The organism is Kribbella sp. NPDC003505, from assembly GCF_040610875.1.
Lineage (GTDB): Bacteria > Actinomycetota > Actinomycetes > Propionibacteriales > Kribbellaceae > Kribbella.
Genome location: NZ_JBEXNA010000004.1, coordinates 398,687 through 418,764 on the forward strand (window position 1 = coordinate 398,687; position 20,078 = coordinate 418,764).

Below are 20,078 nucleotides of genomic sequence, written 5' to 3' on the forward strand. Positions count from 1 at the left end.
CCCGCACCAGCACCGGAGCCCGTCGCGGGCGCCCGGGTGATCAGGCACGCCCGAATCCTCCCTCAGCAGACCCGTCAACCGTCCCGGGTCAGGTTCCCCCTGCCCGAAAACCACCGAGGATCCCTCATGTCAGCAGCGATCGACGTCCGCGGACTGCGCAAGTCCTACGGCGAGAAACTCGTGCTCGACGGCATCGACCTGAGCGTTGCCGAAGGCACCATCTTTTCCCTGCTCGGCCCGAACGGCGCCGGCAAGACCACCGCGGTCCAGATCCTGTCCACGCTGAGCACGGCCGACGCCGGCGAGATCCGGGTGGCCGGCCACGACCTGCACCAGGAGCCGGACGCGGTCCGCGCCGCGATCGGCGTGACCGGCCAGTTCTCCGCGGTCGACGGCCTGATGACCGGCCGCGAGAACCTGATCCTGATGGGCGACCTGCATCACCTCGGCAAGCAGGAGGCCCGCGGCCGGGCGGACGAGCTGCTCGAACGGTTCGACCTCGCCGACGCCGGCAAGAAGCTCGCGTCGACCTACTCGGGCGGTATGAAGCGCCGGCTCGACCTGGCCATGACGCTGGTCGGCCGGCCGCGGATCATCTTCCTCGACGAGCCGACCACGGGTCTCGACCCTCGCAGCCGGCACCGCATGTGGACGCTGATCCGCGAGCTCGTCGCCGGCGGCGTCACGGTCCTGCTCACCACGCAGTACCTCGAGGAGGCCGACCAGTTGGCCGACCGGGTCGCGGTGCTCGACCACGGGCGACTGGTCGCCCAAGGGACGCCGGAGGAGCTGAAGCGGCTCGCGCCGGGCGGACACATCCGGCTGCGGTTCACGTCGCCCGAGGAGTTCACGCTCGCGGGCCGGGCGCTGCCGACCGCCGTACCGAATCACGAAGCACTGGTCCTGCAGGTGCCGAACGACGGCAGCGTGCACGCGTTGCGCGACCTGCTGGCCCGGATCGACGACTCGTCGCTCGAGGTCGACGAATTGACTGTCCACACGCCCGACCTGGACGACGTGTTCTTCGCCGTCACCGGTCAGCCCGCTCCGAAGGAAGTGACGGCGACATGAGTTACGCACTGAACGACACCGCGACGATGCTGCGCCGCAACCTGCGGCACGCTCAGCGCTATCCGGGCCTGTCGCTCGGCGCCCTGGGGATGCCGGTGATCATGATCCTGCTGTTCGGCCTGGTGTTCGGCGACACGTTCGCGGCCGGCCTCGGCGGAGCCGGCGGCGACTTCGACTACATCGACTTCCTCACGCCCGGCATCCTGCTGATGTCGATCGCGTCCGGGACCATGTCGCCCGCCGTTGCCGTCTGCATGGACATGTCCGAGGGCATCGTGGCCCGGTTCCGGACGATGGCGATCTTCCGGCCGGCCGTGCTGACCGGGCACGTGCTCGCCAACGTGCTGGTGACGATCGTCAGCCTGGTCCTGGTGGTCGGCTTCGCGGTCCTGATCGGCTTCCGGCCGAACGCCTCGCTCGGCGACTGGCTGCTGGCCGCCGTACTGCTGATCGGCCTGACCATCGGCCTGACCTGGTTCGCGATCGCGCTCGGCCTGACCAGCAAGACGCCGGAGGGCGCGAGCAACGTCGTGCTGCCGATCAGCCTGCTGCTGCCCTTCCTGAGCAACACGTTCATCCCGCTGGAAGCGATGCCGAGCGGTATCCGCTGGTTCGCCGAGTACCAGCCGTTCACGCCGATCATCGACACGTTGCGGCACCTGCTGCTCGGGACGCCGATGGACAGCAGCAGCGGCTGGCTCTCCGCGGCCTGGTGCCTGGCGATCGCGGTGGTCGGGTACTTCTGGGCCCAGTCGAGCTACAACAAGGGGACTGTCGCCTAGGACTGCGCGCCCAGCAGCTTCGCGCGGGTGCGGACGTGGGCGGGGACCGGAAGGTCGCAGTCGGGATTGGTGTCCGGATCGCCGGCCACGACACGGAGCGGGAGCACACCTGTCCAGTACGGCAGGTCGAGGTCCCGCTCCTCGTCGTTGGCAGGCCCGGAGCGGGTCTTCACCGAGGCCTCGGTGAGCGACAGCGCGAGCACCGAGGTCTGGGCCAGCTCCTTGCGGTTCGGCGGCCGGACCTCGAGCGACCGCCCGGGGACGAGGTGTTCGACGATCCGGTTGAGCCCGTGCAGCTTCTCCTCCGGATCCGTGACGAGGCGCGGGATGCCGAAGATGACGGCGGACCGGTAGTTCACCGAGTGGTGGAACGCGGACCTCGCCAGCACCAGGCCGTCGGTGTGCGTCACCGTCGCACAGACGGTCTGCAGCGGGGCCGCGACCACGCTCCTGGCCGCGACCGAGCCGTGCAGGTACATCTCACCGTCCGGCCCGCGGTCGAGATCCACGCCGTACGCCGTCGGCAGCACCAGCGGATCGCAGTCCACGATGACGCCGAGGTGGCAGAACATGCCGTCGAGCAGTACGTCGTGCAGCGCCTGGCGATCGGTGGCGGCGCGTTCCTTCGAGCGACGCAGGGAGGTCCGGGCGGTTGGCTGCAAAGCGGTCATAAGACCAGAGTCGGTGTGCAGTGGCATGGTGGCACGGGCCATTCCGCGACGAATCACCTAGTCCATTCGCGCAGCGGGACCGGCAGCTCGCCGTTTCATGACAGGTGCGGGATGTGAAGCACGTCACAGGATGGTGGTCAGCGGCTCCCCGTGGTCGGAGGCGGCGAACAGCTCGGTCGCGCGCGCCAGCTTGTCCGGGTTCGCCTGGGTGCGGACCGCGGTGACTCCGTCGGCGGTGACCTCGAGGCACATCACGCCGATGACCTCGCCGTTCACGACCACCACCAGAGCGGGTTCGCTGTTGACCGCCCAGGCGTACACCTCCGCCGCACCGCCGACGTAGAGCCGCTTCGCGTCGGTCGGCTTGAACCAGGCGCGCAGGAAGCGCGCGACCGCGAGCCCGCCCTCGACCGCGGTGGTCCGGGCCGCGACCTTCCCGCCGCCGTCGCCGACCGAGATCGCGTCGGCGGTCAGCAGCCGCACGATGGACTCGGTCCGGCCGCTGGTCGCAGCGGCGAGGAACTCCTCCACGATCCGCCGCGCCACGGCCTCGTCGACGTGGGTCCGGGCCCGACCGTCCGCGAGGTGCTGCTTGGCCCGGCGGAAGAGCTGCTGACTGGACGACTCGCTGATCTCGAGGATCTCGGCGATCTCCCGATGCGCGTAGTCGAACGCCTCCCGCAGAACGTAGACCGCCCGCTCGTTCGGGGACAGCCGCTCCATCAGCGTCAGGACGGCGTACGACACCGACTCGCGCTGCTCCGCGGTGTCCGCGGGGCCGAGCATCGGGTCGCCGTCGAGCAGCGGCTCGGGCAGCCACTGACCGAAGTACGTCTCGCGCCGCGCGCGGGCCGACGCGAGCTGGTTGAGGCAGAGGTTCGTGAGCACCTTCGTCAGCCAGGCCTCGGGGACCTCGATCCGGGTGAGGTCCGCGGCCTGCCAGCGCAGGAACGTCTCCTGGACGGCGTCCTCCGCCTCACCGGCCGAGCCGAGCATCCGGTACGCGATCGCCTCGAGCCGACCCCTGGACCGCTCGAAACGAGACACGTCCTCCGCGGCCATGGTCATACTGCGATCCTAGTGTCCGTGCAGAGTTCGCTGCCGCTGACGATCGACCGGACCGCCGGGCTGCCGTTGCACCTGCAGCTCGCGGAGCAGTTCCGGGCGGCGGTGCTGGACGGCCGGCTCCAGGCGGGTCACCGCCTGCCGTCGACCCGTGACCTCGCGCGGGAGCTCGCCGTCTCGCGCTCCGTGACGCAGGCCGCGTACGACCAGCTGCACGCGGAGGGCTGGATCGAGGGTCGCACCGGCGCCGGGACCTACGTCACCGATGTCGTCCCGCTGCAGCCCGCCGTACGACGTCACGTCGAGCACCGACCCGACGCCGACACGGAACTGCTGACGCTGCGCCCCGGCATCCCGTACATCGCGCCGACCCCGGACCCGGGCTGGCGGCGCGCCTGGCGTGAGGTGTCCACCCAGTCGCCGCCGCGTGGATACGACGACGCGGCCGGGTTGCCCGCGCTCCGCGCCGCACTCGCGGACCATGTCGGCCGCGTTCGCGGGATCGCCTGCGGCCCCGAGAACGTCCTGGTCACCAACGGCACCGTCCACGGCCTCCGGCTGCTGCTCACGGTCACGCGCGCGCCGGGCGACCGGATCGCGATCGAGGACCCCGGGTACCTGAATGCGGTCGTCGCCGCCCGCGACCACCGGCTCGACATCGTCGACGTCGGCGTGGACCAGGACGGCCTGCTGGTCGGGGAGCTGACCGACGACCTCGCCGCCGTCTACGTGACGCCGTCCCACCAGTACCCGCTCGGCGGGCGGCTGCCGGTTGCCCGCCGCAACGAGCTGGTCCGGTGGGCGCGCCGGACCGGCAGCCTGCTGATCGAGGACGATTACGACAGCGAGTTCCGGTACGACGTCGCGCCGCTGCCCGCGCTCGCCCAGCTCGACCTGGAGCGGGTCGTGCACCTCGGGACGTTGTCGAAGACGCTCAGCCCAGCGCTCCGCCTCGGCTGGCTGGTGGCGTCCGAGGCGATGGTGGAGCGGCTCGCCACCTTCCGGGCCGACTCCGGCGACTGGCCGGGCTGGCCGATGCAGGCCGCCCTGCTCGCCATGCTCCGCGACGGATACCTCGATCAGGCCGTACGTCGCGGGCGCCGGCTGTACGCGGACCGGCGTACCCACACCTGCGCGGTGCTGTCGCCGTACGGCCGGATCGTCGGCCAGGACGCGGGCCTGCACATCACGTTGCTGCTGCCCGACGGCGAGGACGATCTGCGGATCGCCCGCGCGGCCCGCGCGGCGGGTGTCGTGGTCGCGCCGCTGTCCGAGTACCGCCGGAGCGTGGCAGGACCGCCAGGGCTGGTGATCGGCTACGCGACGCCGTCGACGTCCGATCTGCACAAGGCCCTGACGATCCTGACCGAGGTGCTCAGTCGCCGTTGAGCGGGTCGATCGACGGGATACCGCCCCACCGGAAGTGGACGGGATCGTTGCCGACCGTGGAAGCGGCCAGATGGTTGATCACCGTCGCCGTCCCGTTCGCACGCCCCACGGCGTACGTCTGCGCCGTCCTGGTGTCCTTGTCGATGCCGACCAGGAGCGTCCCGTAGTTGCCGCACTTGCTCGCCAGCAACTTCTCGAACCCTTGCCAGGTCCTCGTCCGCACCGGCTTCACGATCGGCTTCATCGGCGAGGAGACCGGGATGCGGATCGTGTAGAGCGCACCGCCGCGGGTGTTCGCCAGGAACGTGTCGTACGTCGGGGTCTTGCTGATCAGCGCCATCGATTTCACGGCGGCGAACCCGGGGGCGGACCCGGTCGCCTTCCACGTCCAGGCGACGACACCCCAGCGGAACAGCGTGCCGTCGCTGCGCAGTCCGTACCCCGTGGTGCGGGTGGTGAACTCGGAGACCTCGACCGCGCTGAAGGTCGACCAGCCGCCGCCGACCCGCCGCGTCTCGTTCGGCTGGTCGGTGCGGATCTCGTTCATGGTGTCGATGGAGTATTCGCGGTAGTACAACGCGTCGCCTGCCACCACCCAGCCGTGGTTGGTGGCGCCCCAGTTGTCGTGGGCGTCACTCGTGAACGACGTACTCAGCCGGACCGCGCCGGGATCGAAGACGTCGAAGATCGGGCCGGGCAGCCCGACGGTGCGCGGCGGGTAGCCGACGGTGATGCCCCCGTTGTTCTGCGCCCCGCTCGCGAGCACGGAGCCCGGCGCGAGGGAACAAGCTACCGAAGCCGCCTGGGCAGCCGGCGCGGTGACCACACCGGCGATCAGCGACGCGGCGCCCACGAAGGAGAACAGCCGCCTCACGTCAGTCGCCGTTCAGCGGCTCGTTGGGATTGGTGGTCCACCGGTAGTACGCCCGCGCCGGGAACGAGCCGCTCCGGCGGCCGAGGCCGAGGATGACTGTGGACGTTCCGTTGGTGTGGCCGACGGCGTACTGATAGGCGGTCCGGGTGTCGAAGTCGATGCCGACCAGGAACGTGCCGTACTGACCGCACTTGGTCGCGACGAGCTTCTCGAAGCCTTGCCACGTGCGGGTCCGGACCGGCCTGACGATCGGCTTCATCGGCGAACTGACCGGGATGCGGATGGTGTACAGCGCGCCGCCGCGGGTGTTGGCCAGGAACGTGTCATACGTCGCGGTCTTGCTGATCAGCGCCATCGACTTCACCGACGCGAACCCCGGCGCCGAACCGGTGGCCTTGAATCTCCACGGGACGTTGATGTCGAAGCTCCAACGCCTCAGAGTCCCGTCGCCGGACAGCCCGTACGCCGTGTCCCGCGCGGTCGCGCCCTTCGCCGCGAACTGCGACACCTCCAGCGCCTTGTACGCCGACCAGCCGGACCCTACGGGCTGCGAGCCGCGCGGCAGGCCGGGGTCGACCTCGGCTTCGTTGGTGAGCGAGTAGTACCAGTAGTAGGCCTTGTCGCCCGACACCGCGTAGCCGGAGAGGTCGAGACCGTATCCGTTAGCCAGTTGGGTCGAGGTCGAGGCCAGTCGCACCGGACCGAGCCCGGTCGTCGGGTCACCTTCCGGTCCGAAGGAACTCAGGGCGACGTCACAGGCCGCGGTCGTTCGCTGAGTCGCCGTATCCGAGGCGTGCGCCGTAGCGGTTCCGGCGAGCATCAGTACGGCGATCGGCAGTACTGCCCAGCGTTTCATCTCAGTCTCCGTTCAGCGGGTCGAGGTAAGGGACGACGCCCCAGCGGTAATACGGGGCATTCGGGAAGGTTCCGTCGACCTTGCCCAGGGCGTTGATCACCGTCGCCGTGCCGTTCGCGTGGCCGACGGCGTAGAGGTAGCCGCTCTTGGTGTCCTTGTCGATGCCGAGCAGCAGCGTGCCGTAGTTGCCGCACTTGTCCGCGACCAGCGCCTCGAAGCCCTGCCAGGTGCTCGTCCGCACCCGCGTCACGATCGGCTTCAGCGGCGACGTGATCGGGATCCGGATCGTGTAGAGGGCGCCGCCGCGGGTGTTCGCGAGGAAGGTGTCGTACGTCGCGGTCTTGCTGATCAACGCCATCGACTTCACCGACGCGAACCCCGGCGCCGACTGGGCCGCCCTTTTGAACCCGCCGCTCCAGCGGAACAGCGTGCCGTCGCTGCGCAGCCCGTACGCCATGAAGTGCGAGATCTTCCGTGCGCTGTCGTCGAACGAGGAGACTTCGAACGCGGTGAAGTTCGACCAGCCGCCGCCGATCCGCGAGACAATGGCGTCGCCGAAACCGAAGTTGTAGAAGTAGCGGTACAGCGCGTCGCCCTGCACGACGTAGCCGGACCGGTCGAAGCCGGCGACGTTGGGTTCGGTCACCCAGGTCGAGCTGAGCCGTACCTGGCCGGGCGGGAAGACTGGCTTGTCGACCGCTGTGGGACCTTTCATGGTCGGCGGCGTGCCGGCGGTCACGCCGGCCGAGGTCTGCGCACCGGCAGCGTCGACCGATCCGAGCCCCACCGTGCAGGCCTCGGTCGCGGCCTGCGGCGCGGCATGAGCTGTCGGTACGAAGGCCGCCGCGGTCAGGGCGACCGCCCCAGCGAAGCAGGCGAAGGTGCTGCGTCGTTTCATGACTTCTCCCGGATCTCGATCTTCCACAGATCTTGATGCGAGAGGGACCGGACAAGTTATGGATTCCCGGCGCGCGGTTGCTCGACGAGCGGCTGATCGCCGTCCCATGTCAGGCGGGACAGCCACATCGTGCGGCCCTTCGGGTCGCTGCCAACTTGGGCGGGGTCCCAGGCGTGGTAGACGAACCAGTCGCCGAGGACCATGTTGTGCCCCGGTCCGGCGGCGTCGGGGGAGCTGGCGAGGATCGGGTCGCCGGACTTCACGCACGGGCCGGTCGGTGACTCGCACAGTGCGTGGCCGACGGCGTACGACGCCTTGTCGAACGCGTTGCCGGAGTAGAAGAGATGGAACTTGCCGTCCCGTTCGACCATGTACGGCGCCTCGACCAGGTTGCCCTCCCAGGGCAGGTCCTGCTTGATCAACCGATGCACCGGGCCGGTCAGCGTGAGCCCGTCGGCGGACAGCTCGGACACGTAGATCCAGGTGTCCACCTCGATCGCGTTGCCGTCGTTTTTCCAGTACAGCCAGCGCCGGCCGGTCGAGTCCTGGAACGGCGACGCGTCGATCGAGCCGCCCTCGTCGGCCTGACTGATGAGCGGCTTCATCGATTTGTCGACATATGGACCTGTGGGGGTGGACGCCACCGCGACGCCGATCGCCTGCCGGTCGGCGGCGACGTCGCGGGACGTGTAGTACATGACGTACCGGTCGGGCGCGTGCACGGCGACCTCCGGCGCCCACACCCGCCCGGGCGCCGTCCAATCCGGCAACGACGGCAGCGCGTCACCGACGGTCTCCCACGACGCCAGGTCGCGGGAGGTCAGCGTCTGTACGTTGCCCAGCGGCCCGTTGGTCGCGAAGGCGTAGTAGTCGTTGCCGACCGCAATGATCTGCGGATCGGCGAAGCTGCCGTCGTACACCGGATTGGAGAATTCCATTTATCTGCTCTCGTAGAACTTCAGGTAGTCGAACGTGGCGACCGGCGGCGGGTTCGCGCCGGTGAACTCACCGTGGGCGTAGAGACCGATCTTCGCCGCCGACGGCAGCACCCAGGACGCGCCCCAGGTCCAGTTCTTCCCGTCCACCGAGGTACCGGCGCGGTACACGTGCTCGCCGGCGGCGTTGCGGTGGTACGCGAGCCGCATCCACAACGTCGGCGCCGAGCGCCCGATCGCGGCCGCGCCGTACGACGTCGCGCCGTCCGAGGGCCGGGCCACGAGTTCACGCCCGTACTCCGTCTGCCGGGTCTTCCAGATCGCCACGTTGCCGAGGCGGGCGAAGTCGCTGTCGTTCAGGTACGCGATCATCCCGGCCTGCTGGTAGTTGCGGACGTCGCCCGCGCCGGTGTCGAGGTGCAGCTTGGTCTCGGCGATCCAACTGTCGCCGGCCGGGACCGTGTGGAACAGCAGCCCGGCATTGTTCGACGAGCCGGTCAGGTCGGCGTTCTCCAGCGGCCACGACAACTTGCCATCGGCAACGGTCGCGTTGGCGTCCGGCCGCACCCACGACCAGTCGGCACCGAGCGGCGCGTCGAAGTCGTCCGCACTCAGAAGGTCCCCGGTCCGCGGTACGTCGGCCATCCGCGTCACCGGCTTCGCCACCGGCCGCACGGTCAGGTTGTCGACCTCCGCCGAGCCCAACCACCGCACCGGCGCAGAACCCAGCCTCAGACCCGGCACGGTCAACTGCGCCTCTCCGTACACATCTCCCAGACCGGCGTCATTCAGTCGTGCCGTCACGCTGGATCCGGACACCTGCACGGACAGCTTGTTCCACTGGGTGCGGTCGAAGTCCGCCGGCAGGTTCACGGACGTCGCCCGCCGGCCGGCCGTCACCGTCAGACGGTTGTTCGCGACGGTCGCCACCACCTGATTGCCAAGCACTGTGCTGAAGGACGTGCCCAGGCGAACGTCCGCCTCCACCCGGAGGTCGCCGGCCGCCGCCGACTGCCGGGTTTGGGCCGCGCCGTCGATGGACGCAGTCTGGCCGCCCAGCGCGTCGCCGGGCTGTTCGGTGGCGCCTTGGAGGGCGGCGGCGGGGTTCGTCGAGTCGATGCCGAGCGACGAGCCGGTGGTCGGCGCCGGCACCGGTCCTTCGGACGGCCCGAGGCCGGCACGTGTGCGGGGCCAGCCGTCGACCCAGTCGATCCTGTCGATCAGCATCGGGCGGCGGTTGATCCCGAACGGATTCGTCAGCCACGGCGTCCCGCGGTCGATCGCGTGGTAGACGATGTGGTCCTGACCGGCGACGTCGGTGATGAACGCGTGGTGGCCCGGGCCGATCCACTTGTTGCCGTTCTGTGTGATGACCGTGGTCCCGCCGACGCGGGAGTCGGTCAGCGCGGCGCCGTCGGCGTCGAGGAACGGGCCGCGCGGCGAGCGCGAGCGACCGGCGAAGACGGAGTACCCGGTGGTCGGCCCGGCGCAGCAGTTCATCGACGAGCCCATGAAGTAGTACCAGCCGTCGCGGTAGACGACGTACGAGCCCTCGTAGCGGTCGCCGATCGTGACCTGGGTCGGATCGCCGACCGCGTGCAGGCCGTCGGCGCTCAACTCGGTGACGGAGATGCCGCCGTAGAAGCCGCCGTAGTACAGGTACCGCTTGCCGTCCGCGGCGGTCAGCATCGCGGGGTCGATGGTGCCGTAGAAGCCGCCGTTGCCGTCCGGCTTCGGCGTGACGACCGGGCCGTCGGTCGCGGTCCAGGGACCGGCCGGCGTCGGGGCGGTCGCGACGCCGATGGCCGGGTCGCCGCCGGCGTTGGCGTTCGTGTCGGTGACGGTGAAGTACATGACGTAGTGGCCGTCGAAGTACCGGATGTCGGGGGCCCAGAAGAACGAGCCGGGCGCGGCCCAGGCCGGCTTGGTCTGGTCGTCGAAGACGGTGCCGAGGTACTCCCAGGAGCCGAAGTCCTTGGTCCGGGCCATGTGCATCAGGCCGAACGGGCCGTTCGCCACCAACGGGTCGGAGGTGGCGTACGCGTACCAGTAGCCGTCGCGGCCCTGGATGATCGACGGGTCGGCGAAGGTGTCGGCGAAGCCGGAGCTGATCGCGTTGGTCGTGGTCACCACTGGCGCGGCCGTCGCGGCCGAGGTACCGGCTGCGACGGCAACCACAGCCAGCGCTGCGGCGAGTAGTCGTTTCGAAGGCACGGGCGGGTCCCCTCTCGAATCAACTGCTGAGCAGAATCACGTGCCACGATGCGGGCGGCAGCGTGGCACGGCAGACACCGTCGACGACCTCGGTGGCGTCGACGGCCCGGGGCTGAACCCGGTCCGGATCGTCCGCGGTGTTCACCGCGGAACGGTCCTCGTCGTACAGGGCCAGGTGCCGGACCACCTGTCCGGCCACCGGGATCTCCAGATCGATCTTGTCGGTCTCGCTCCGGTTCACCACGAAGATCGCGGTCTCCCCGGTGTCCTCGTCGTACGTCGCGGTGCTCCACAGCGCCGGGACCCGGCCGAACGCGGCCGTGTCGATCTCGGGGCCGCCGCTCACCGCGGTCCGCAGCACGGTCGGCCCGGCGTACCGCGCGGTCAGCGCGAACGGGTGGAAGATCGTCTGCCGCCACGCGCGGCCGCCGGGCTCGGTGCGGATCGGGCCGATCACGTTCACCAGTTGCGCGAGGCAAGCGATCTTCACCCGGTCGGCGTGCCGGAGCAGCGTGATCAGCAGACTGCCGACGACGACCGCGTCGTCGACGGTGTAGGTGTCCTCGATCAGCGGGCCGGCCTCACGGATCGGCAGCCCGAGCTCGCCGGGGAAGTGCTGCTGGTACCAGACGTTCCACTCGTCGAAGGACAGCGTCAGCTGCTTGTCGCTGCGCCGCAGTGCCTTCACGTGGTCGGCGGTGGCGATCACCGACGAGATCATCCGGTCCATCTCCTCGGCGGCGGCGAGGAAGCTCGCCTGGTCGCCGTCGCGCGGCTCGTAGTACGCGTGCAGGCTGATGTGGTCGACCAGGTCGTAGGTGCGTTCGAGGACGACGCGCTCCCACTCGCCGAACGTCGGCATGCCGGCGTTGCTCGATCCGCAGGCGACCAGCTCGAGGCCCGGGTCGACGCGGCGCATCGCGTTCGCGGTCTCCTCGGCGAGCCGCGCGTACTCTTCGGCGGTCTTGTGGCCGATCTGCCAGGGGCCGTCCATCTCGTTACCCAGGCACCAGATCCGGATGTCGTGCGGCTCCGGGCTGCCGTTCGCGACCCGGCGGTCGCCGAGCGCGGTGCCGGCCGGCAGGTTGCAGTACTGCAGCAGGTCGACCGCCTCGCGGATGCCGCGGGTGCCGAGGTTGACCGCCCAGATCGGCTGGACGCCGGCCCGGCGCGACCAGGCGACGAACTCGTCGGTGCCGAACTGGTTCGGCTCGATCGCCCGCCAGGCCAGGTCGAGCCGCCGCGGCCGCTCGTCCTTCGGGCCGACGCCGTCCTCCCAGTCGTAGTTCGAGACGAAGTTGCCGCCGGGGTAGCGGATCGCGGTCACGCCGAGCTCCCGGACGAGCTCGAGCACGTCCTGCCGGAACCCGTCCGCGTCGGCGGCGGGATGCTCCGGCTCGTAGATGCCGGTGTAGACACAGCGGCCCATGTGCTCCACGAACGAGCCGAAGACACGCCGGTCCAGTGCGCCGACCACGAACGCCGGGTCCACCACGAGCCGCGCCACAAGACCTCCACAAGGGCGTTTACAACGTTTAACGTGGATGTCTACAACGATTGACAATCGGTGTAAAGGGTTCGGCGGTGGCACACTCGGGCGACATGTCGGTTACAGGAGGTTCACCGATGGCGACCAGGCTGAGTGACGTGGCCGCGCGGGCCGGGGTTTCGGTCAAGACCGTCTCGAACGTGATCAACGACTACCCGCACATCACCGCCCGCACCCGGGCCAAGGTCGAGGCCGCGATCGCCGCCCTGAACTACACGCCGAACGTCAGCGCCCGCTCGCTGCGCAAGGGCCGCTCGGACTTCATCGCGCTGGCGATCCCGGAGATGGGATCGCCGTACTTCGCCGAGCTCGGCGCGGAGATCAGCCGGGCCGCGAAACGGCGCGGGATCACCGTGCTGATCGACCAGACCGAGGGCGAGGCCGCCGCCGAGCAGTTCGTGCTGGACGGGATGCGCGGCCAGCTGATCGACGGCATCATCTTCTCCCCGCTCGCCACCGCCCCGGCCAAGCTCAGCTCGGCGGACACCGGAAAGCCGCTCGTGCTGCTCGGCGAACGACCGGCCGGCGGCCAGTTCGACCGGGTCGCGGTCGACTCCGTGCAGGCGTCGTACGACGCGACGACTCATCTGGTCTGTCTGGGACGGCGCCGGATCGCGGCGATCGGCGTCGGCGGTACCGGCACCGGCGCGGTCCGGCGGAAGGGGTACCGCAAGGCGCTCAAAGCGGCCGGAATGCCGCACGACCCGGCGCTCGAGCTCGCCGCGGCCGGCTACCACCGGCTCGACGGCGCCACGTCGATGCGTGAACTGCTGGCGCTGCCGGAGCCGCCGGACGCGGTGTTCTGCTTCAACGACCTGCTCGCCCTGGGCGCCCTCCGGACGCTCGCGGACGCGGGCCTGCGGGTGCCCGAGGACGTCGCCGTGGTGGGCTTCGACGACATCGAGGACGGCCGGTACCACTCGCCGACGCTGACCACGATCTCGCCGGACAAGGAGTGGCTGGCCGACAACGCCGTCACCCTGCTCCTCGACCGCATCGCCGGGAACGTCGGATCCACCCATCGCGATCTCACCGTCCCGCACACCTTGGAGATCCGCGAGTCGACAGGCGGTTAGCGCTCCGGGAAGCCCGCCAACTGCTTGGCGAAGCCGTCCTGGGTCTTGCCCACTCGGCCGATCAGGCTGAGTACGGCGTTCCGCACCGGGCGGACCGCGGGCGGGACGTTCGCGAGGCGGGTCAGGCGGTGCGCCAGCCCGATCACCCGGACGGCCTCCTCGCGGCTGCTCTCGGCGTACACATCCAGGTCGGCGTCGTCGCCGTTCAGCGCCTGGGAGAGCGCGTCGGCGAGAGCCACCGCGTCGCGCAGCCCCAGGTTCATGCCCTGTCCGCCCGCGGGGCTGTGGGTGTGGGCCGCGTCGCCCGCCAGCAGTACGCGACCCGCGCGGTACCGGTCGGCGACCCGCTCGTGGATGCGGAAGCGCGAGCCCCAGATCACCTCGGTGACCTTCGGGTGCGACTTCCGCGGGCCGCGGTCGGCGAGCAACCGCTGTGCGTACGCCAGATCGGGGTGCTCCGGCGCATCGGGCACCTCGGCCACGAGCCGGAAGCTTCCGTCCGGCAACGGCGCCACCACGAGCAGCCCGGCGGCCGCGAAGTACAGCGCGACCTCGTCGGTGGGCAGTCCGCTTGCGACCCGGATGTCGACGAGGCTCAAGGACAGCTCCAGCGTGTTGCCCGGCATGCGGAGGCCTGCCAGCTCGCGGATCGTGCTGTTCATGCCGTCGGCCGCGACGACGTACTGCGTCTTGATCACGTCGCCGCTGTCGAGCGTGATCTCCGCGCCGTCGGCGGTTTGGGCCAGGCCGGTCGCGGCGTACGGGCGGAGCACCGAGCCGCCGAGCTCCTGAAGACGCTCGAGCAGCACCTGCTCGGTAACGGGCTGCGGGATCATCGTCACGAACGGATAGGCGGTCGGGAGGTCCGCGAACCCGACCGGGATCAGCTTGCGGTCACCGGCGCGGACCGAGAAGTCCTCCAGCTCCAGGCCGAGGTCGACAAGTCGCTTGGTCACCCCGAGCTGCTCCAGGACCTCCAGCGTCCGCGGGTGGATCACGCACGCCCGCGAGGTGTTCGCACCCTCGGCCTGCCGGTCGACCACCACCACGTCGCGTCCGTGCAGCCGGAGCCCGACCGCCACCGCGAGCCCGACCGGACCCGCACCCACCACCACGACCTCTGCCTGCTTCGGAGTCATCGTCACTCCTCCTTTATCAACGCTTGTTGACTTTTACGCTAGAACCGTCGGCTCGAAAAGTCAACACGTGTTGGCATATGCTGTACGGCATGGCGGAGAAGAAGTCCGACCGGACTCGCGCGGCGATCCTCGCGGCGGCTCGCGAACGGTTCGCCCAGGACGGGTACGAGCGGGCGACGATCCGGGCGATCGCGGCGGACGCGGCGATCGACCCGGCGATGGTCATGCGGTACTACGGCAACAAGGAGAAGCTGTTCGCGGCGGCGGCCGAGTTCGACGTCCGGCTACCGGATCTGAGCGGCGTGCCGCGCGAGCACGCGGGCGAGGTGCTCGTCCGGCACCTGGTCGAGCGGTGGGAGGAGGACGACACGCTCCGGGTACTGCTCCGGACGGCCGTCACCAACGAGACCGCCGCCGAGCGCATGCGACAGGTGTTCGCCGGCCAACTCGCGCCCGCGTTCGAGCGAGCCGCAGTGGACCAGCCGGCCGTGCGCGCCGGGCTGATCGCCACCCAGGCGCTCGGCTTCGCACTGTGCCGCTACATCCTCGCGTTCGAGCCGATCGCGACCCTGTCCACCGACCGCGCGGTCGCGTGGCTGGGCCCGACCATCACCCGCTACCTGACGGCGCCGGATCCCAGCCAGGCGTGAACGGCGGGCAGGGTCTCGGCCAGGGTCGGCAACTGCGGGTGCCACTTCAGCTCCCACTCGAGTGAGAGCGGGTAGTCCGTACCGTCGAGGACAGTCATCAGCTCGGAGATCGGGAAGTCGCCGGCGTCGATCGCGACCGGATTGTAGTCATGACCGGAATCGGTCTGCTTGAACTGAACGACCTGGAGCCACGGCCGCAACAGCGCGAACGACTCGGCGAGGGTCTCGCCGTGCGACCAGGTGTGCGAGCTGTCCCAGATCGCCTTGACGTTGTGACCCGGGACGTCGGCGTCCAGCAGCGCACAGAACGCGGCGACCTGGCGGGCGGTCGAGTGCGAGTCGTGCGTCTCCAGCAGGATCGGTACGTCGCGCGGCGCGGCCGTGACGCGATCGAGCGCGCGGATCTCCCCGGCGCTCGGGCCCTCCGCCGGACCGTCGCCTGTCTGGTCACCCGGGAACACCCGGACGCCGAGCGCGCCGAGATCGGCGGCCAGCTCGAGGTGTTCCTCCAGCGGCTGGTCCTCCACCGCGCACAGCTTCACGTAGCTGCTGATCGCGAAGATCTCCAGGCCCGCGTCCTCGATCCGGCTCCGCAGCTCCCGCCGCTCGGCCGCGGACAGCCCGGTGTGCGTGAACTCGTCCGGCGCGGCCCGCAGCTCCAGACCCGTGAACTTGTTGTCCCGGGCAAGTGCCAGGACGTCGTCGAGTGGAGCTCCGGGACAACCGAGGGTGGCGAAACCTAGACGCATACCGCTATCAGATCAGACGCCCCAGCGACCACGGCGACCATGTGTCCGAGGACCGGTCGGCTGGTCGGAGTCAGCAGGCTGCTGCTGCTCGTACTGGTACGGCGACTGCTGCTGGTATTCGGTCTGCTCCGGCTCGTACTGCGACGGGTACGACTCGGTGGCGTAGTTCGGGCTGTAGGTCTCGTACGTCTCGGTGCTGTTGTACTCGCTGCTGTAGCTGTCGTACTCGTAGCCGTTCGAGTTGTTCGAGCTGTACGACGACGAGTAGTCCGGCGTGTACGACGAGCCGTAGTCCGGGTAGTCGTTGTAGTCGTTGTTCGACGAGTACGTCGGCTCCGGACCGTACGACGGCACCGGCGGGAGCGGCTTCGACGGGGTCAGGAAGTCGTCCTGCTCCTGGTGGCTCGGGGCCGGCGCCGGCTCGTAGTACCCGGACGAGGCGGACACGTGCGACGACGGCTGGGTGTGCTCGGACTGGCCGTACACGTTGTGCTCCGAGTACGCCGAGTAGGTCTCGGCAGGCGCCGCGTGCGTCGTGTTGTCCGGGACCGCCGGCTGGATCGCCGACGGGCTGTCGACCGCGACCCGAGCGGCCCGGCGGCCGGCGCGCGCAACAGGCGCGGGCTCAGGCTCGGGTGCGGTCTGCGCCTCCACGGGGGAGGCCGTCGAGGTGAGGTAGTCGGACTCGTAGGAGTACGGCTCGGAGTAGCGCGCCGCCCACGGCGCCTCGGCGGGCTGCGGAGCTGGCTCCGGCTCGGGCTGGTACGCGTAGGGGTCCGGCTGGACGACCGTCATCGGGGCGGCCTCGTCGCGCCAGCTGCCCGTCGTGCCGAGCACGTCCGCGGTGACCGAGCTGCGGTAGTCCTCCCAGCTCTGCTGCGGCGCCTCGTACGTCGTCTCCTCGACCGGCTTCTCGTCCCGCCAGGACTCGATCGGGCTGAACTGCTCGGTCGCCGGACCGGCGTCGTCGTCGCGCCAGTTCTCCACGACCGGGGCGAACGGGCTCCATTTCGGGCCCTCGTCGAGCTGCGGGTTGCCGGCGAACGCGGCCGGCGCGGCCGCGCCGTCACCCGGGAAGTTCTGCGGCGCGAACGGGCTCTGCACGGGCGCCTGCTCGGCGGCCGGCGCGTACGGAGCGGGGGTCTGCGGCGCGGGAGCGTACGGCGCAGGGGCCTGCGGCGCGGGAGCGTACGGAGCGGGAGCGTACGGGGCGGGGGCCTGCGGGGCGGGTGCCGGAGCGAACCCGCTCGGCGCGAACGGCGTCGGAGCCTGGGCGGCCGGAGCGAACGGGCCGGCCGCCTCGGGTGCACCGGCCATCTGCAGCTGCGGCTCGCGGACCAGGCCCAGCGCCGGGCCGGACGCGATCGGCTCGGAGATCGCCGGCTGCTCGTCGGTGTCGTCGTTCGCGTACGACGGGGCGGCGGACTCGTACGCCGGGACGGCGCTCAGCTTCGGGCCCTGGTCCCACCACGGCACCCACTTGCGGGTGGTCTGCATGTGGTTGATCTTGCGGATCACCATCGTCGCGGCGATCGCGGAGACGACCGTCAGCACGAGCGACGCCGTACCGGCCAGGGCGATCCCGCGCAGCGATCCGACGGTGGCTTCCATCCACATCAGGAACCGGCGGACCACGACGTCGAACGCGAGAGCGCCGATCCAGGCGACCCACCACACGGAGGTGAGGGTCGGGGTCCTGAACCGGCGCAGGTCGTCGCTGTACACAGGGGTCTTCGGATCGCTGGCGAGCCACACGTCGTCGACGATCTGTTTCGGGTACCAGAGGTTCGGGCCGGGGCAGAACCAGCTCGCCAGCACCCAGCCGTGGCTGCGGCGGTGGTCGGCCTGGCAGAACACCTCGGAGTTGACCCGGGCCCGCCACAACCAGATGACGAAGACCACCGCCGCCGCGACCGAGACGACCACGTTCGGGATCGCGGTGACCTTGGCGATCGCGTCGGCGCGGTTCAGGTCCGCGTCGTCGACGTTCGGCATCCCGCCGAGATAGCGGTGCACCACGGAATACGTGTTCCAGTCGGACCAGGTGGACAACAGGTGGGTGACCGTCGAGGCCCCGAGCAGCCCGATGGCGATCTTCCCGACCGTCCCGACCTGCTGGAACTCCTCAGCCGCGTGCGGCTGCCATTCTTCCTGATCCTCGACAGCAGTCATCAATGCCTGCGGGTGGCTCACGTCTCGCGTCCCTCGCGTTGCTGGAACTCCGTCGTCTGTCCGGCTTGTCTGCCTGGCCCTGCCCCCGCGTGACCGAGCCACATTGATACCACGAAGTAGGTATGCCAGGGCAGTCGGCCCCAGCACGGAGGGTGTCGACTTAACGTGTTCTTTTCGTACGCCCATCACCATTGGTAACGAGGCACCGGACGGGGCGTGACGGTTTGGTTTACCGCGCAGGGGGTTGGAAGCCACTGTGCGGTGTCCCGACCGCCCACCACGGCACCCAGGGACGCTGGGTCTGCAGCTCGTCGATCCGCTGGACCAGGATGACCGCGAAGACGGCCGCGGCGGTGGTGAACAGCGCCGAGACGGAGGACAGTATGACGTTCGTCCGCAGGTCTCCCAGCTGCGACGCGCCGACGAGGACGCCTCTTTGCACGATGTTTCCGGTGACCAGGCCGGCCACCCAGGTCAGCCACCAGGCCCACACCAGCCGGGTGCCCGGGATGTCCTTGAGCGCCGGCGTCAACGGGTCGGTGCGCGGATCGCTGGCCGCCATCACGTCGTCGACGACCTGTTTGGGGTACCAGAGGTTCACCACCGGGACGAGCCAGCAGCCGAGCACCCAGCCGCGGGTGAAGCGGTGCTCGCCGCGGCAGAACATCTCCGCGTTCCAGCGGACCCGCCAGAGCCAGACGATGAACACCACGGCCGCCGCGAGCAGCGCCAGCGCGGCGACGATCCCGAGCGAGCCGGAGATCAGGTCCGCCTCGGCCAGTTTGCCCGGCCGGTCGGCGTACAGCTTGCGGGTCCGGTACAGGTTCCAGTCCGACCACGCGGTCGACCACGTGGTGACGGTGACGAGTCCGATCAGGATCGAGGCACCCATACCCATCGCCCGCTCGGAACTGAACCACCGGTCCAGCGGTACTTGCGACGCCCGGCTCGGCATGGATCAGACATAGCACAACAGGGCGTGACGGAGCGAGAACATCCGGTTGCGGCCGGTCCGTGGCGCATTCCTGCCAGAAAATGTCGGTCCGGGTGGGGAGGATGGTCCCATGGACTGGTCCGTGGTCGACTCGCCGATCGGCGACCTCACGCTCGCGGTCGACGAGACGGGGCTCTGCCGGCTGCACTTCGGGGCCACCGACCGGCCGCTCGGCACCGGCCCGCTGCTGACCGAGGCCGCCGAGCAACTGAAGGCGTACTTCGCCGGTGAGCTCCAGGAGTTCACCCTGCCGCTGTCGGTGCGCGGCGGCTCCGACTTCGAGCGCGCCGTCTGGAAACAGCTCACCCGGATCCCGTACGGCGAGATGCAGACGTACGGCGACGTCGCCAAGGTCGTCGGCGACGCCGGCGCCGCCCGCGCCGTCGGGACGGCGTGCAACCGCAACCCGATCGCGATCGTCGTGCCCTGCCACCGGGTGGTCGGCGCCGGCGGGAAGATGGTCGGCTTCGGCGGCGGCATCCCGACCAAGCGCCACCTGCTCGAGCTCGAGGCCCGGGTCACCCTCGAGACGCTGTGGAACTAACGAAGATCTGACACCAGGGCGGGCCGTCTCGAGGCGCGGGTGACATGGCGGGGCACTAACGTTTGAAGCGAGCGATTGAAGGCGTCCTCCCACCTGCCTTGGAAGACACACAAATGAACAAAGCCCGCACCACTGACCACCTCCACCCCGATCTCAGTGCCCTGATGGACAAGAGCGCCGAGGAATGGTCCGCCCCGGAGATCCAGGACGCCGCCCGCGCGGCGCTCCGGATGCACGCCCCGGACCGGGAACCGCTGACCTGGACGAAGCGGCTCAAGGTCGTTCCCTGGCTGCATCGCAACGACGCGGTCTGCCTGAGCTGCGGCGGCACCTACCCGTGCATCACGCACCGGTACGCGACCCAGCTGCTGTCCGCCGGCCGCTACACGATCGCGAAGTCCGGCGACCCGGAGCCCGACGCCAACTGACGTCATTCGCGCAAGGCGACGT

General features: G+C 69.9%; 19 protein-coding genes. 7 read left to right on the forward strand and 12 right to left on the reverse strand.

The genetic code is table 11. The features are described from left to right. The first annotated feature begins 126 nt into the window (after positions 1–126). On the forward strand, positions 127–1,071 hold the full coding sequence (locus ABZX12_RS15655) for an ATP-binding cassette domain-containing protein (protein ID WP_355693599.1): 945 nt from the start codon (positions 127–129) through the stop codon (positions 1,069–1,071). Next, positions 1,068–1,853: an ABC transporter permease gene (locus tag ABZX12_RS15660; RefSeq protein ID WP_355693600.1), complete on the forward strand. Its 786-nt coding sequence runs from the start codon at positions 1,068–1,070 to the stop codon at positions 1,851–1,853. Before ABZX12_RS15655 ends, ABZX12_RS15660 begins: the two co-directional genes overlap by 4 nt. On the opposite strand, the gene ABZX12_RS15665 is transcribed toward ABZX12_RS15660, so the two are convergent. Both ABZX12_RS15665 and sigJ read right to left on the reverse strand, forming a co-directional pair. Further along, positions 1,850–2,524, reverse strand: a complete 675-nt coding sequence (locus ABZX12_RS15665; protein ID WP_355693602.1) for a pyridoxamine 5'-phosphate oxidase family protein — start codon at positions 2,522–2,524, stop codon at positions 1,850–1,852. The two genes, ABZX12_RS15660 and ABZX12_RS15665, sit on opposite strands and share 4 nt — an antisense overlap. Before the next feature lie 123 nt (positions 2,525–2,647). Beyond that, entirely contained in the window at positions 2,648–3,592 is a 945-nt protein-coding gene (gene sigJ, locus ABZX12_RS15670) for an RNA polymerase sigma factor SigJ (RefSeq protein WP_355693604.1), read from the reverse strand. 18 nt (positions 3,593–3,610) lie between these two features. On the opposite strand from sigJ, the gene ABZX12_RS15675 reads away from it, so the two are divergent. Then, a complete protein-coding gene (locus ABZX12_RS15675) occupies positions 3,611–4,978 on the forward strand; it encodes a PLP-dependent aminotransferase family protein (protein ID WP_355693606.1) in 1,368 nt (455 codons plus the stop codon). On the opposite strand, the gene ABZX12_RS15680 is transcribed toward ABZX12_RS15675, so the two are convergent. From ABZX12_RS15680 to ABZX12_RS15705, 6 genes are read right to left on the reverse strand one after another with little or no spacing between them, the layout of a single operon-like run. Continuing rightward, on the reverse strand, positions 4,965–5,852 hold the full coding sequence (locus ABZX12_RS15680) for a hypothetical protein (protein WP_355693608.1): 888 nt from the start codon (positions 5,850–5,852) through the stop codon (positions 4,965–4,967). The two genes, ABZX12_RS15675 and ABZX12_RS15680, sit on opposite strands and share 14 nt — an antisense overlap. A gap of 1 nt (position 5,853) precedes the next feature. Continuing rightward, a complete protein-coding gene (locus ABZX12_RS15685; RefSeq protein ID WP_355693610.1) occupies positions 5,854–6,708 on the reverse strand; it encodes a hypothetical protein in 855 nt (284 codons plus the stop codon). A 1-nt stretch (position 6,709) separates the two neighbouring features. After that, on the reverse strand, positions 6,710–7,606 hold the full coding sequence (locus ABZX12_RS15690) for a hypothetical protein (RefSeq protein WP_355693612.1): 897 nt from the start codon (positions 7,604–7,606) through the stop codon (positions 6,710–6,712). A gap of 56 nt (positions 7,607–7,662) precedes the next feature. Beyond that, a complete protein-coding gene (locus tag ABZX12_RS15695) occupies positions 7,663–8,544 on the reverse strand; it encodes a glycoside hydrolase family 43 protein (protein WP_355693614.1) in 882 nt (293 codons plus the stop codon). Further along, positions 8,545–10,755: a family 43 glycosylhydrolase gene (locus ABZX12_RS15700; RefSeq protein ID WP_355693616.1), complete on the reverse strand. Its 2,211-nt coding sequence runs from the start codon at positions 10,753–10,755 to the stop codon at positions 8,545–8,547. Positions 10,756–10,774: 19 nt separating this feature from the next. After that, positions 10,775–12,262, reverse strand: coding sequence for an alpha-N-arabinofuranosidase (locus ABZX12_RS15705; RefSeq protein ID WP_355693618.1), 1,488 nt, complete (start codon positions 12,260–12,262; stop codon positions 10,775–10,777). Between the two features lie 119 nt (positions 12,263–12,381). On the opposite strand from ABZX12_RS15705, the gene ABZX12_RS15710 reads away from it, so the two are divergent. Beyond that, positions 12,382–13,380, forward strand: coding sequence for a LacI family DNA-binding transcriptional regulator (locus ABZX12_RS15710; RefSeq protein WP_355693620.1), 999 nt, complete (start codon positions 12,382–12,384; stop codon positions 13,378–13,380). On the opposite strand, the gene ABZX12_RS15715 is transcribed toward ABZX12_RS15710, so the two are convergent. Then, entirely contained in the window at positions 13,377–14,519 is a 1,143-nt protein-coding gene (locus ABZX12_RS15715; protein WP_355693621.1) for an NAD(P)/FAD-dependent oxidoreductase, read from the reverse strand. The two genes, ABZX12_RS15710 and ABZX12_RS15715, sit on opposite strands and share 4 nt — an antisense overlap. A gap of 89 nt (positions 14,520–14,608) precedes the next feature. Between ABZX12_RS15715 and ABZX12_RS15720 the strand changes: the two genes are divergently transcribed. Next, positions 14,609–15,169 carry a TetR family transcriptional regulator gene (locus ABZX12_RS15720; RefSeq protein WP_355693623.1) on the forward strand — a complete coding sequence of 187 codons (561 nt, stop codon included), beginning with the start codon at positions 14,609–14,611 and terminating at the stop codon, positions 15,167–15,169. On the opposite strand, the gene ABZX12_RS15725 is transcribed toward ABZX12_RS15720, so the two are convergent. The 3 genes from ABZX12_RS15725 to ABZX12_RS15735 form a co-directional block, all read right to left on the reverse strand. Continuing rightward, a complete protein-coding gene (locus ABZX12_RS15725) occupies positions 15,136–15,918 on the reverse strand; it encodes a sugar phosphate isomerase/epimerase family protein (RefSeq protein ID WP_355693625.1) in 783 nt (260 codons plus the stop codon). The two genes, ABZX12_RS15720 and ABZX12_RS15725, sit on opposite strands and share 34 nt — an antisense overlap. Positions 15,919–15,930: 12 nt before the next feature. Beyond that, entirely contained in the window at positions 15,931–18,090 is a 2,160-nt protein-coding gene (locus tag ABZX12_RS15730; RefSeq protein ID WP_355693627.1) for a DUF4328 domain-containing protein, read from the reverse strand. A gap of 229 nt (positions 18,091–18,319) precedes the next feature. Further along, complete coding sequence (locus ABZX12_RS15735) at positions 18,320–18,982, reverse strand: DUF4328 domain-containing protein (protein WP_355693628.1); 663 nt, start codon at positions 18,980–18,982, stop codon at positions 18,320–18,322. 172 nt (positions 18,983–19,154) lie between these two features. On the opposite strand from ABZX12_RS15735, the gene ABZX12_RS15740 reads away from it, so the two are divergent. Further along, positions 19,155–19,628 (forward strand): methylated-DNA--[protein]-cysteine S-methyltransferase, encoded by a 474-nt coding sequence (locus tag ABZX12_RS15740; protein WP_355693630.1) that lies wholly within the window; start codon positions 19,155–19,157, stop codon positions 19,626–19,628. Positions 19,629–19,741: 113 nt separating this feature from the next. Continuing rightward, a complete protein-coding gene (locus ABZX12_RS15745) occupies positions 19,742–20,056 on the forward strand; it encodes a hypothetical protein (protein ID WP_355693632.1) in 315 nt (104 codons plus the stop codon). Positions 20,057–20,078 lie beyond the last annotated feature (22 nt).